Source organism: Ancylomarina subtilis, assembly GCF_004217115.1.
Taxonomy (GTDB): Bacteria; Bacteroidota; Bacteroidia; order Bacteroidales; family Marinifilaceae; genus Ancylomarina; species Ancylomarina subtilis.
This window is the reverse complement of sequence record NZ_SHKN01000003.1, coordinates 19,288-33,673: the sequence shown is the minus strand read 5'-3', so window position 1 is coordinate 33,673 and position 14,386 is coordinate 19,288. Positions and strand designations below refer to the sequence as shown.

Genomic DNA, 14,386 nt, shown 5'->3' with positions numbered 1-14,386 from the left:
AAGGCACTTAACGTGAAACTCAAACAATTATGGCAGAACACAACGATTTAGGTAAGTTAGGAGAAGATTTGGCGACTAAGCACATGATGAGCAAAGGCTATAAAATTCTGGATCGCAACTGGATTTATCAGAAAAAGGAATTGGATATTGTTGCTACAGATGGTGAATTTCTCGTGATTGTTGAGGTCAAATCGCGTTCAACGGATTACTTTGAACACCCCTCTGACGCAATTACGCTACCCAAAATCAAATTTCTTTGCCGGGCGACTCAAGCTTATGTCGATTTAAAAGATATTGAGATGGAAGTTCGCTTTGATGTTATTTCGGTAATCAAGCGAAATGAGAAGTTTGAAATTGAACATATCGAAGACGCCTTTATTGCTCCTATAGATTAATTTATAATTACTGAATCCCATGAATATTGAAGAACTAAGAGACTACTGCCTTGCAAAAAAAGGCGTAACCGAAAGCTTTCCTTTCGACGAGGAAGTTCTAGTTTTTAAGGTGATGAATAAAATGTTTTTACTCACCAATATCAACAAGGATCTAAGCATGAGTGTAAAATGTGACCCAGAACTGGCTGTAGAATTACGCGAACAATTCCCACAAGTTCAGCCCGGTTGGCACATGAATAAAAAACACTGGAATATGGTTGCCATTGATGGTGCGATTTCCGACAATCAACTCAAAGAGTGGATCGATCATTCTTACAATCTAATCGTTGCCAGTCTGACTAAAAAACTACAAAATGAGCTTTTAAGCATGTAAATAATTCCTTAATCTTAATATCTTTCCAGTCGAATTATAAAACACAACCATAAAACAACTATCATGAATTTTAAACAATTAAGTGTCATTGCTCTTTCACTGACATTATGCGTTCAAGGACAAGCTTTCGCTAAAAAGAAAAAAACAGTTGAGCCGGAAGGTTTCAAATTTACCACTGTTGCAGATGTGCCAACAACTGAAGTTCGTAATCAGGAAAGTACGGGTACGTGTTGGGCTTTTGCTACGACATCATTCATCGAAACAGAATTAATCCGTTTAGGTGCAGGCCACATTGACCTTTCTGAAATGTTTACCGTACGTCATGCCTATTCACAAAAAGCCTTGCGCTATTTTCGTTTACACGGAAAAGCTAACTACAGCGAAGGAGGGCAAGCCCACGATGTCTTAAACGTTGTCAAAGAGTTTGGTTTTATTCCCGAATCAGAGTACTCAGGTAATCAGTACCAGAGCGACTATCATATCCATCAGGAAATGGTGAAATCAACCAAAGCCATGTTGGATCAAATTGTACAGAACCCTAATAAAAAAGTGACTCCGGTTTGGAACAAATCAGTAAATGGTGTTCTTGACACCTACATGGGAGCTGCACCTGAGAAATTCGATTCAAATGGGCAAATGGTATCTCCTGTTGAGTTCATGAAGCAAACAGGTTTTAATCCTGATGACTATATCGAATTGACTTCATATTCACATCATCCTTTTTACAAGGAAATGAACCTTGAGATTCCAGACAACTGGTCGGATGATATGTATTACAACCTACCTATTGACGAACTAATGGCAGTTATTGACAATGCATTAACCAATGGTTATTCTGTATGTTGGGATGGTGATGTTAGTGAAAAAGGCTTCTCGCATCGCAATGGTGTTGCTATTCTTCCTATTTCAGATGTAAAAGACATGACCAATTCAGAAATTGAGAAATGGGATGCCATGTCTAAAAAAGAAAAAAACGCATCTTTATATAAATTTGATAAACCCAGATCAGAAGTAAAGGTTGATCAAGCGCTAAGACAAGCAACTTTTGATAACTACCAAACAACTGATGATCACTTGATGCACCTAACCGGTATTGTAAAAGATCAGAATGGAACACCTTATTACAAAACGAAAAACTCGTGGGCTAAGAATTCCAACAAAATGGGTGGTTACTTAAATATGAGTGAATCTTACGTTCGCCTTAAAACAGTTGCAATCATGGTCCATAAAGATGCCATTCCTGCAGATATCAAGGCCAAATTGGGATTATAATATTTCATTCTGATCTACGGATATCAGAATGACAAACAAAGTAAAGGTTCGGAGTAAAAACTCCGGGCCTTTTTTATTTTCTATTTTATAATACAAACAGAATTATTTTACAAAAAAAACAGCCCTAATTTTTAATGAATTCCAATATCAAAAAAATCATGAGGCACCATATAAATAATCTGGTTTAAATAACAAACCCCAAACATCTCGTTATCTAGCAATTAAACAAACACTACCGCAGGGGAAATTAATCCTTCATTCTAAAAATTCATTTACAATAATCTTTGATTACTAAAGTTGAATTACATCAATATAATTATAGAGCATCTTTCATCATGAATAAAATATAAGAAAAAATGTATATAATTGTTGACCCAATTATAACCACTACTAACTAAGTTAATCATGAAATCCCTAAGTAATACCATTCTAAAGCAATTTAGAAATGGGGATAATTTCGCCTTTAAAAAAATATACGAACGCTATTTTGATGCGTTGTATCTTTTTGGAATGAAATACGTCTCAACCCAAGATGTCATGGAAGATATTTTGCAAGAGATTTTCATTAAAGCCTGGGAAAAACGTGCCTTCTTCTTTCATGAATTAGCTTTAAAAGCTTTTCTGTACAAATCTGTAAAAAACGCCTGTCTCAATCATATTGAGCATCAATCTGTCAAAAAGAAATTTGAGCTACGACAAGATTCAAACTCCTATGATGAAAATATTTTCTATCGAAACATTGTCGAAGAGGAAGTCAATCGTCATATTGCCGAAGCTGTCAAAGAACTCCCGGCATCTGCCCGTATCATTTACCTTCTGAGTCTGAAAGGAGTTAAAAACAAGGATATTGCTGAAGATCTTGAAATATCGGTCAATACGGTAAAAACACAGAAACTTCGGGCGAGTCGATTTGTAAAGGAAAAGCTAAAAGATAAAACCTAGTTAAAACACTAATACACAGCCAAAACAAAACAATTTGAAAAAAAGGGGTGAAAAAAAGATATTTTTTGTCACCCCTTTTTCTATTCTTCCTGTTTAAGCAGATACAAACTACTAATGCTAACAAGAAGATGAATCAATTAAATTCCTCATTTAAAATTGCTGACCTTATTGCAAAGAGGTTAAACGGGAAATTATCTCTGGAAGAAGGCCATTTTTTAGATGAATGGAAATACGAAAATAAGGAGAATTTAGACCTCTATCATAAACTCTCAAAGAACCCTGAAACAAACTATTTTAAAAACGAAGAGCAACTTGAAGAAGTAAAAAAAGAAGAAATATGGCATAAAATAAACACCAATCTACAAGAGAAAAAGACACGAAGAATCAGAACTGAATTCCTTAAGTATGCTGCAAGTATTATTGTAATTGGTATAAGTACCTTCTTTTTAATTAATTCTATTCCAGAAAAACCAACAAATCGAATTGCTCATATTTCGCCTGGTAAAAACCAAGCCCTCTTAATGCGAGATAAAGGTGAAACGATAATCCTAGATGAGTTCGTTAAGCTTAAAGAAGATGGTTTGGAAATTAACAATACCGAGGGGCATCTCGTTTATAAGAATGACAACAAAACATCAACCCAAGAAAAAATCACATATAATTCTATAATTATACCCAAAGGCGGTGAATACAACCTGACTCTTAGTGACGGAACTAAAATTTGGCTTAATTCCAATTCAAAGTTAAGATACCCTACTAAATTCTCAGGTAAAGAACGTCTTGTTGAACTGGAAGGCGAAGCCTTCTTTGATGTCAGCAAGAATAAAGATTTCCCTTTTGTTGTAAAAATGAATGATTTTCAAATAAAGGTTTTGGGAACCTCATTTAATGTGAATGCATATAATGATGAAAAAGAAATCATAACAACCCTTGTCGAGGGCCGAGTTGAAGTTAAAGATCAACTCCGAAATCAGAAGGAGACATTATTACCTAACGAACAATTTTGCATCAACAAACACAATGGGGATTTTAAGAAAACTCATGTGGACACTGAAATCTATACGGCCTGGAAAAATGGCAGACTCGTTTTCCAAAATGAGAGACTTGAAGACATCATGATTCGATTATCACGCTGGTACAATGTTGAAGTATTTTTTCTGAATAATGAATCTAAGAACCTAAGATTTACAGGTGATTTGACTCGTTATGAGGATTTTAACAATGTATTGGAAATGATCGGATTTACAAATAAAGTTAAGTTTTCAATAAAAAACAGATCGGTACTTATAGAAAAATTAAATTAAAAAAAATACGGAGAAAGCTTGCAACTAACTCCGTATCTGTCAATAAATCATTTCTGTTGTAGCAGAAATGGAATACTAACCAAATCAACTATAAAATTATGGAAAAAAAACGAGAAAAGTCTTTCTGTTTTTCTGGGTCCATTCTCAGAGGGAAACGACTGCTACTCATGCTTTTAATGCTTAGCGTGATTCATGTGAGCTCGATTGCAGCCCCACAACCTGCATTACTAAGAGTCGATTTAAAGCAAACTTCTTTAATCGAGATCTTTAATACAATTAAAAAACAATCAGACTATACTTTTCTTTACAGCGTTGAGGATGTAGAAAATATTAACAATATTTCTATCTCGAACAAAACTGGCGATATTGAAACAATACTTGATGAAAGTTTAAAAGGCACAAACTTAGAATACAAAATCAAGGACAGTGTTATTATTATCAAACCTGCTAGTAACACTCCAATTAACAACACAAATACAGTACAGGAAGATAAAAAGATCTCTGGTGTTGTTACCGATGAGCAAGGTGAAACTTTACCTGGTGTTTCTGTCGTGATAAAAGGAACCAGCACAGGAGTCTCAACAGATATCAATGGTAAATATCAGATTGAAGTTCCTACCAAAGGAGCTATTTTAGTTTTTTCTTTTGTTGGAATGGATCCAAAAGAAATTGCTATTACGGATCAAACACAAATCAACGTAACTTTAGGTTCATCTTCTGAGCAACTAAACGAAGTTGTGGTGACTGGATATCAAAAAATCGACAGAAGGTTATTTACAGGATCCGCTGCAAAAATTAAAACAGAGGAAATCAAATTAGAATCGACTCCTGATGTATCTCGTTTTTTACAAGGAACAGTAGCAGGTGTCTCAGTTGATAATGTTTCAGGTACTTTTGGTGCTGCACCTGTTGTTCGAATTCGTGGGAATGCCTCCCTTAATGGAAACAATAAGCCTTTATGGGTGGTGGATGGTGTCATTCTTGAGGACCTGATTGAAGTTACTGCTGATGATCTAACCTCAGGTAATCTATCAACAGTATTAAGCTCTGGTGTTGCTGGCTTAAATCCAGATGATATTGAAGATATTCAAGTTTTGAAAGATGCATCGGCAACAGCATTATATGGTGCTCAAGCCATGAATGGTGTTATTGTAATTAATACCAAAAAAGGTAAAGTTGGTAAAATGCAGGTCAGTTACTCAGGCAGTATGTCTATTAAAGAACGACCACGTTATTCTCAATTTGATATTGCAAATTCTAGCTCTGAGATTTCTTTTTACAAAGAACTTGTAAGAAAAGGATGGATTGATCTTGCCTCATCTGTAAAAGCTAAAGACTATGGAGTTATGGGCAAAATGTATAATGGCATAGCAAACAACGAGATCAATTGGGGACCTGATGGTACTTTTAATGAAGAATTCCTGGCTAAATATGGTAACGCCAATACAGATTGGTTTGAAACCTTGTTTAAAAATTCGATTTCACAACAACACTCCCTAAGTTTTTCTGGCGGTTCAGAAAGAGCAAAATATTATGCGTCGATAAGTATGTATAACGATAGTGGTAGAACAATTGCTGATGATGTAACAAAATACACAGCTACCATGAAAGGTGACTTTAAACTTACTGACAAATTGAATATTGGTCTTAAACTATCTATGAATCACAGAGACCAAAGATTGCCTGGTTCTAAAGACCGCGATTTTAATGCTGTTGATGGGGTTTACGAAAGAGATTTTGATATTAACCCATTTTCATATGCATTGAATGCAAGTAGAAGCATGCGCGCCTATGATGAAAATGGAGATCTTGAATTCTTCAGAAGAGACTATTCTGATTTTAATGTCATCCATGAATTAAGAAATAATAAAGTAGACCTTGTATCAACTGATGTGATTGCGCAATTTAATTTAGATTACAATATTGCGAAGAACCTTGACTTTAGTTCAGTATTTCAAGCTCGTAGAAATACTGCTGCAAGAGAGCACAGAATTCATGAATCTTCAAATCAGGCGAATGCATATAGAGCCATGGGTACTCAATTTATTAGAGATGCCAATCAATTACTATTTCTCGATCCTGATAAACCAAATTCAAATCCCATCTCTATTCTACCAACAGGAGGGTTTTTCAACACTGTAAATAATACGCTTGATTTTTACTCTATTCGAAATTCAGTTTCTTGGAACCCAAGTATTGAAGATACTCATATTATGAGCTTCCTTTTGGGACAAGAAGTAAAATATACCGATCGTAAAGAAATTACAAGCGATGGTTGGGGAATACAGTATGATAGAGGTGGTTTATTTAATGAACATCCAGATCTATCGAAGTATCTTAGTTTGAATAATCAAACTCGCGAAAGTATTGAAGAAATTAGTGATCGGTATATCGGTTATTTTCTAAATGCTGCTTATTCATACAAAGGGAAATATACATTTAATGGTACTGTTCGTCGTGACGGATCAAACAGGCTTGGAAAAACAAGCACAGCTCGCCACCTAGTTTCCTGGAATGTAAGTGGAAAGTGGAATCTGTCTGAAGAAGATTTCATGAGTAATTATGAAAAAATAAATCTTCTAAGCCTAAAGGCAACTTACGGCTTGAGTGGTGTAATGGGACCATCAGCTAGCGCAATTCAAAAATTAGTTGCTTATCAGACATGGCGCCCTTATGACAAAGAAACTGGCGTTGATGTCGAAGATTTAACAAATAATGATTTATCATGGGAAAAAATGTATGAGTTTAGTGTTGGTGCTGAAGCTGCATTTTTTAATAACCGAATTTATACAGATATAGCTTATTATAAAAGGAATTCTTTTGACCTGATTGGAGCTGTACGCACCTCAGGTTTAGGTGGTAAAGCGACCAAATATGGGAACTTTGCAGATATGGAAATTGAAGGTTTTGAAATCGCTTTAAATACAGTGAATGTAACCAACGATAGCTTTAAGTGGACAACTAATCTCAATATTGATTATAATAAGAGTAAAATTACCAAACTAGAGAATTATGATCGAATTGGTGATTATGTCAGAAATACTGGTGGTGACTATTTAGGTAAACCACGTAGAGGTTTATATTCGGTAAGATTCAATGGATTAACAAACCAAGGTATGCCAACATTTATTGATAGCTCAGGTAATCCTATCAATGAAAATTTGAGTTTACAAAAGAGAGAAAATGTAATGGATTACTTGAAATATGAAGGTGTTTTAGATGCCCCTTTATCAGGTGGTATGACCAATACTTTTACCTACAAGAATTTCTCTTTGGGTGTTGGCCTTGTATTCAGAGCTGGTAATAAAATCAGACTTGATGACCTATTTAAATTAGGAACTGGTGGTTTACGTGAATTCGGTTATTCATCAATTTCAAAAGATATGCTAAATCGTTGGTCTGCTCCTGGTGATGAAGCTTATACAAATGTTCCTGGTATTTTAAGTAGACGATTCGATGATGATTTAGATGCACAATCGTTAAACCTCTATGAGTTATATAATAAATCCGATGTTAGAGTTGCGGATGGTAGTTTTATTAGACTGAAAACGATTAGTTTAAGTTATAATCTCCCAAAAACTTTCACTAATAATTTAGGTATTCAACGTGCCAAAATTTCTCTTCAAGCTCAGAATGTATTATTACTCTATTCTGATAAAAAACTAAATGGCTTAGATCCCGAGTTTTATCGTTCAGGTGGGGTAGCCCTACCAATTCCAAGAACATTTACATTTTCACTTAATGTAGGCTTCTAGGATTAGTTGATACAGAAGAGTCATTTTCATCATATAATTTTGATGAATTAATCAAATTTAATTTTACAATAATGAAAAAAATACAAATAATATATGCAGGAATCCTGCTCCTGTGTTTTTCAAGTTGTACCGATTATCTTAACGAAAATCCTGACAACAGAATTGAAGCAAACACACTTGATAAAATCTCTCAACTTTTAGTCCCAGCTTATCCTCGCGGAGACTATTTCTTTACAGATTGGATGACAGATGATTCCCATTACATATCATCCAATTCTCAAATCTCAAGAATGACTGATGCATTTCTGTGGAAAGAGCTGGATGAAGAGGATTCATACAATACACCAGCAAACTATTGGAATAATGCTTACACAGCAATTTCTCAAGCAAATGCGGCTTTAGAAGCTCTGGAAAAAGTTGATTCTGATAATGTTGATTTTAAAAATTCTATCAAAGGAGAAGCTTTGCTTTGTAGAGCTTACTCTCACTTTATGATAGCGGCATTATTCTCTAAAAATTATGATGCAACTACTGCGGAAACTGATTTAGGAATACCATATGTAAACGAATCAGAAAATGTATTAATAAAAGAATATAAGCGTGAAACATTATCTGAGACCTACCGTTTGATCGAAAAAGATCTAATAGACGGAATGGCACTTGTTTCTGATGAATACTATTCAGGTAGCAAAAAGTATCATTTTACTAAAACTGCTGCTATTGCATTTGCTTCACGTTTCTACTTGTTTAAGGGTGACTTTGCAAAAAGTATTGAATATGCAGATAAAATTCTGGGAGTAGGTACTGTTAACACAACCTACATAAAAGATCTAAATGCATATGACGGACAATCAGGTTCACTTGCTAAAAAAAGTTTTTATGTAAAAAATACTGATCCTAGTAACATCCTAATTATTGAAAAACAAGTTGGTATTGGTCTAAGACACTCTTATGGATACAGAACACATATCCAAAAATGGAGAAACATGTTTACTGCATCTAGTATTTGGGCTGGCGCAGATAAAGACCTTAGATCGAGTATGGGATACTATGGAGATGGAGCAAAAAATGTAATTGGAGCTGCAAAATTTCATGAAGAATTCTATAAAGAAAGCTTAACCGCAACAACAGGATATCCATTTTTTGTTCAACCTGTGATTAGAGGAATCGAACTTGTTTTTAATCGGATAGAATCAAATATCATGTTAGGTAACCTATCTGCTGCTTTGTCTGATTTAAATACGATTGGTAGTTTAAGATATACAGGTGCTGCAACTCTGGACCTAGCCACAATTCAAGAATATTATTCGACAAAAGATTCAGATGGTAATGATGTTTTACCTGATGAAAAAACGGCTTTGATGAATTTGTATTTATTAGAAAAGAGAAAAGAATATTTGCAAGAAGGAATGCGTTGGTTTGATATTAAAAGGCATCATATTGCAATTGACCACATCACGAGTGATGGTGAAACAATTACTTTAGAAGCAAATGATCTAAGAAAAGTGTTACAAATTCCTCAAAATGCAAGTTCGAGAGGAATTGCTAAGAATCCACGCTAAAAACAAAACTAAAATGAGAAAATTAACACTATTATTGAGTATAGTATTTATAAGCTTGTTTTCCGCTTGTGATAGCGAAGACAATAGTATATATACCCCCGAAAAAGTTATTGAGTCAACCGATCCTATTAGTATTTATTTTAGAGAAAACTTTTTGACTCCATATGGTACAGCTGTTCGCTGGAAATGGGATGATAATTTGGTAGATGATACAAAAAGAGTAACCCCACCACTTCGTGACGTCTGTATTCCAATGGGAGATTTTATTAAAAAATTCTGGATCGAACCTTTTACAATGACTGAGCCTGGTGAAAAATTTATGTTGGATCATTTTCCACCAGAACTGGTTTTTATTGGTTCTAAAATGTATAATAGCGATGGAGAGTCAGTTACACTAGGTTATGCAGATGCAGGAGTTCGTATTACATTCACACAAGTCAATGAATATGACTTAACTAATTCTCAATGGATGTTCATGCAATTAAGAACTGCTGAACACGAATTTGGCCATATTATTCATCAGCGTCATAACTTACCTGATGGTTTTAAAGAGGTCAGTCCTGAGAATTATAAATCTAATAACTGGTTAAATTTAGCAGGTGATGTTCAGGCTAGTAGTCCTAAAATATCTCGTGAAGCAATAACATTAGGTATGGTTTCTAATTATGGAACGTCTAGCGAGAATGAAGATTTCTGTGAGATCTTATCATTATATATCACTTCTACTGAAGCTGAATTTAATGAGAGATATATCACTCACGAACATGAAGCTCCCTATGCAAAAGTAGATGCTGATGGAAATCCTGTATTAGATGCTGATGGAAACCCAGTAATGCTTGATCCTAACGAAGATGCTGCTGAAATAAACGAGGGAAGAGATATCATCGCTGTTAAATTAAAAATGGTTAAGGATTATTATATGAATAAATTCGAAATTGATCTTGACCAAGTTCGCGATGAGATTATGAAACGAATCAGTGAGATAAACAAATAAATAAAATAAACATGAAAAAAATATTATATTTATTCGTGGCTGCAATAAGCTTATTTACGTCTTGCGATAACGAACAAGACCCAATATTTGACGATAGCCCCGAAACAAGAATTAATAATGTATTAACAAAATACAAAACTGCCCTAACCAAAGATGATGGTTATTGGATAGCCTACTATTCAGGCTCTGCAATCCTAATGAAATTCAACGAAGATAATACTGTTGAATTTGAATCGACTTATAGCGATGGTTCTGAAGATAGAACAATCAGTTATAGAGTAAGTATCACTCAGGTTCCTGAATTGGTTTTCGAAAGTCACTCAGTATTTCAAGCTATTTACGAAGATAACTTAGCAACTGGAGAATATGAATTCCTTTTTGACAAAGTTACGGACGATAGAATCGATTTTATTAGTAAAACTGATAAAGGTGCTAATAAAACCAAGTTAACATTCTTCAAAGGAGTACCTGAGGATATAGCAACTGTAAAGAAGATAATATCTAAAATGGAGAAATCTTTCTTCAAACATGTTAGTGTAGAAGGTAGCAATTATAAAGCCATGTTAGTAACCAATGGAGGAAATGCCATTTGGAGAACAATATCAAAAGATGGGAAAATTGAGAATAAGGAATATGAATTTTCGATGACTAAAGATGGACTTGTATTTTCTCCTGCTGTTGAAATCGAAGGGGTTGAAGTAACTCTATTTGATAATCAAGTTGGGAAAGATTTATTCTCAGCAAATGTAGAAGGTAAAACAATCAATATTGAAATAGGCAATGCTCCTTTAACAGAGGAATCCGGTGTTTATGAAGAATTTATGGCTACCAATTTTAAAGTTATTAATGGCTATTCCCAAGCTTTGTCATCAATTGTACCTAGCTTGAAGGAAGACATTAAACAATTTAATGCATTTCAAATATATGTAGAATGGGGGTATTTACTAGGTTACGCTCCTGGACACGAAGGAGGCAACTGGGCTGGATTCTCAAAATTTGCTTTTACAAAAGCTGCTGAGGATATAACTGTTGTAACATGGGGATATGGTGCATACGGAGCGTGGTGGTCTGAAATATACGGTAATGATGGAGGTAAATTATTACTGGAGTTTTTAACAGATCCGTCAGGATTATATATAGTAAAAGCTGGTAATGATACATATTACCTAGTTAGCAAAGCAGATCCTTCAAAATATATTCTCGTTGGCTAAACTGATTATTGCAATAAAATGTTAATATAATTTTAAGTAAAGTTGTAATAAAAAAGGAGCTTCCTGTAGTTTGGAAGCTCCTTTATTTATATGCTAATTTCTCATCATATCCCGACAAGACAATCTATTCACTCACCAACAAATTACAGCCCCTGATATCTGAATTGTCGAATCGGCCTAGGATTTCAAATTTACCATCAGCGTGAATCTTACCTAGATCTTGAGTTTCGATAAAAGCACAGGAATAAAGATTTGCCAGATCAATAACATTGACACCACCACTTCGCCCTGTTTTTTCATACGAAAACGGATCGTAAGCATCACGAATCAGGATTTTCATCCAGGCTGGGGTTTCAAATAGGCTATCGCCTTTGCTGTAGCCTTGCGATAAAAGTTCCGTCATGCCATATTCCGAATGGATCTTTTTAACACCAAGTCGAGAGGTGAAAATAGCATGCAATTCTTCTCGTGTCATTTCCTTTCGTCTCCCTTTCATCCCTCCTGTTTCCATCACAATCACATCACCTAATTCGAGCTTATGATTTTCGGCAAGTTCAAGCAAAGCAAAACTGACACCCAATAGCAGAACCTTTTGATTTTGAGATTTAAGTTGGGCGAGATTAGCAATTAACTCTTCGTGATTATTCAGGTAAAATCCGGATTTGGGGTGTCCGCTATCTTTTATCAGCTTCTCCATCATATAAATGAGGGAAGAGCCTTCGCGCTCAAGATAAGAGGGTAATAAAGCCAGAATACAATAATCCTTCACCGGGCCATAAAAGGCTTCAAATCCTTTGGTAAAGCTATCCTCATAAATCCCAAGATCTGGCACATAATGTCTAGATGTTAGATTTCCGCTTGTACCACTACTTGTAAAAATAGCCTTCGCTTCCTCAGTTGTGGATACCACCTTGTGTGATTTAAAAAATTCGATCGGTAAAAAAGGAATTTGGTCAATTGACTTAACCTGATCGATTTCAATATTCAAAAGCTTAATATACTCCGCATAAACCGGGTTGTGAATGGCTTGAAATCGAAAAACTTCAAGAGCGGTTTGTTTAAATTCTTCGTTGGACTTTATCTTGAATATTTTATGCTTCAAATCTGTCATATCTCAATCTTATTTTGAAAAAACTGCTGGGAGCAGTGGATTTACATGGGCATCATCAGGTCAAAGATACGGCTTTCTTTAATGATAACACATCCGGGGTGAAAGCATAAAAAAACCACGAATTCACAGGGCATAAGAGCTGTGAATTCATGGTTATTTCTTAAGAACTGAATTTGAATAAACTCAAATTACAATTCAAAATCTATATTATCCTCTAATAGCTTTTACACCTGGCAATTCTTTTCCTTCGATGTACTCCAAAAGTGCACCACCACCAGTTGATACGTAGCTTACTTTATCAGCTAAACCATATTTGTTAATTGCAGCAACTGAGTCACCACCACCAATTAATGAGAAAGCTCCTTTTTCAGTAGCTGTTACAATCGCATCAGCAATGGCTTTGGTTCCTTTAGCAAAAGTATCCATTTCAAATACACCTACCGGGCCATTCCAAAGAATTGTTTTAGATTCTTCAATCACTTTTTTGAAGCTTTCAATAGTTGCTTCAGCAACATCTAATCCCATCCATCCTTCAGGAATTGCGTTCACATCGCAAGATCTTGTATTAGCATCATTCGAAAAAGCATCAGCGATTAAAGCATCAGTAGCCAAGTGAAGTTTCACATTGTTCTCTTCTGCTTTCTTCAAAATTTCTCTTGCCATTTCCAACTTATCATCTTCAACCAATGAATCACCAATGGTTCCGCCTATCGCTTTTACAAAAGTGTAAGTCATACCACCACCAATGATCAAATTGTCAACCTGCGACATTAAAGTCTGGATGATTTCGATTTTTGATGATACTTTAGCACCACCCATAATTGCAGTTAATGGACGCTTTGTGTCTTTCAATACCTTATCAACACTTGCTAATTCACCTTCCATTACGTATCCAAACATTTTAGCTTCAGGGAAAAATTTTGCAATAACTGCTGTAGAAGCGTGTGCACGGTGAGCTGTACCAAATGCATCGTTGATCCAAAGGTCAGCCAAATCAGCTAATTTCTTAGCAAAAGCCTCATCACCTTTTTTCTCCTCATCGTAATAACGAAGGTTTTCAAGTAAAAGCACTTCGCCTGGCTTCAATTCCGCAGCCATTGTTCTTGCACTTTCACCAATACAATCATCAGCAAATTTTACCTCAACACCAATCGATTTTGACAAGTGAGCAACAATATGCTTTAATGAAAACTTCTCATCTTTTCCCTTTGGACGACCAAGGTGAGACATCAAAATAGCTGAACCATTCCCCTCTAATACTTTCTTGATAGTAGGCAATGCGGCACGAATACGAGTATCATCAGTAATTTCGAATTGCTCGTTCAAAGGCACATTAAAGTCTACACGGATAATAGCCTTCTTATCTGAAAAATTGTATGAATCAATAGTTTGCATGATATAATTATATTTAGTTTTTTTCTGCAAAACAAAGTTACATTATTATCTTTTCTGCAACAAAGAAAGCTT

General features: G+C 35.1%; 11 protein-coding genes. 9 read left to right on the top strand and 2 right to left on the bottom strand.

Going from position 1 to position 14,386, the window contains the following annotated elements; translation table 11 throughout:
* Nucleotides 1-29 precede the first annotated feature (29 nt).
* The 9 genes from EV201_RS13445 (at nucleotide 30) to EV201_RS13405 (ending at nucleotide 11,808) form a co-directional block, all read left to right on the top strand.
* Nucleotides 30-395, top strand: coding sequence for a YraN family protein (locus tag EV201_RS13445; protein WP_130308166.1), 366 nt, complete (start codon nucleotides 30-32; stop codon nucleotides 393-395).
* A 19-nt stretch (nucleotides 396-414) separates the two neighbouring features.
* On the top strand, nucleotides 415-768 hold the full coding sequence (locus EV201_RS13440) for an MmcQ/YjbR family DNA-binding protein (protein ID WP_130308165.1): 354 nt from the start codon (nucleotides 415-417) through the stop codon (nucleotides 766-768).
* A gap of 63 nt (nucleotides 769-831) precedes the next feature.
* Nucleotides 832-2,040: a C1 family peptidase gene (locus EV201_RS13435; protein WP_130308164.1), complete on the top strand. Its 1,209-nt coding sequence runs from the start codon at nucleotides 832-834 to the stop codon at nucleotides 2,038-2,040.
* Nucleotides 2,041-2,445: 405 nt separating this feature from the next.
* Nucleotides 2,446-2,982, top strand: a complete 537-nt coding sequence (locus tag EV201_RS13430) for an RNA polymerase sigma-70 factor (protein WP_130308163.1) — start codon at nucleotides 2,446-2,448, stop codon at nucleotides 2,980-2,982.
* A gap of 128 nt (nucleotides 2,983-3,110) precedes the next feature.
* On the top strand, nucleotides 3,111-4,286 hold the full coding sequence (locus EV201_RS13425) for a FecR family protein (protein ID WP_130308162.1): 1,176 nt from the start codon (nucleotides 3,111-3,113) through the stop codon (nucleotides 4,284-4,286).
* Nucleotides 4,287-4,384: 98 nt separating this feature from the next.
* Nucleotides 4,385-8,041, top strand: a complete 3,657-nt coding sequence (locus EV201_RS13420; RefSeq protein ID WP_130308161.1) for a SusC/RagA family TonB-linked outer membrane protein — start codon at nucleotides 4,385-4,387, stop codon at nucleotides 8,039-8,041.
* A gap of 71 nt (nucleotides 8,042-8,112) precedes the next feature.
* Nucleotides 8,113-9,603: a RagB/SusD family nutrient uptake outer membrane protein gene (locus EV201_RS13415; RefSeq protein WP_130308160.1), complete on the top strand. Its 1,491-nt coding sequence runs from the start codon at nucleotides 8,113-8,115 to the stop codon at nucleotides 9,601-9,603.
* Nucleotides 9,604-9,637: 34 nt separating this feature from the next.
* Nucleotides 9,638-10,597 carry a substrate import-associated zinc metallohydrolase lipoprotein gene (locus EV201_RS13410; protein ID WP_165389666.1) on the top strand — a complete coding sequence of 320 codons (960 nt, stop codon included), beginning with the start codon at nucleotides 9,638-9,640 and terminating at the stop codon, nucleotides 10,595-10,597.
* Between the two features lie 11 nt (nucleotides 10,598-10,608).
* The gene (locus EV201_RS13405; RefSeq protein WP_130308158.1) at nucleotides 10,609-11,808 is read left to right on the top strand and encodes a DUF4302 domain-containing protein; all 1,200 of its coding nucleotides are present in this window, start codon (nucleotides 10,609-10,611) and stop codon (nucleotides 11,806-11,808) included.
* A gap of 124 nt (nucleotides 11,809-11,932) precedes the next feature.
* Here the strand turns inward: EV201_RS13405 and EV201_RS13400 are convergent, their stop codons facing one another.
* Together EV201_RS13400 and EV201_RS13395 are read right to left on the bottom strand one after the other, a co-directional pair.
* Nucleotides 11,933-12,919 (bottom strand): LuxE/PaaK family acyltransferase, encoded by a 987-nt coding sequence (locus EV201_RS13400; protein ID WP_130308157.1) that lies wholly within the window; start codon nucleotides 12,917-12,919, stop codon nucleotides 11,933-11,935.
* Nucleotides 12,920-13,126: 207 nt separating this feature from the next.
* Nucleotides 13,127-14,314 carry a phosphoglycerate kinase gene (locus tag EV201_RS13395; RefSeq protein WP_130308156.1) on the bottom strand — a complete coding sequence of 396 codons (1,188 nt, stop codon included), beginning with the start codon at nucleotides 14,312-14,314 and terminating at the stop codon, nucleotides 13,127-13,129.
* Nucleotides 14,315-14,386: the final 72 nt, after the last annotated feature.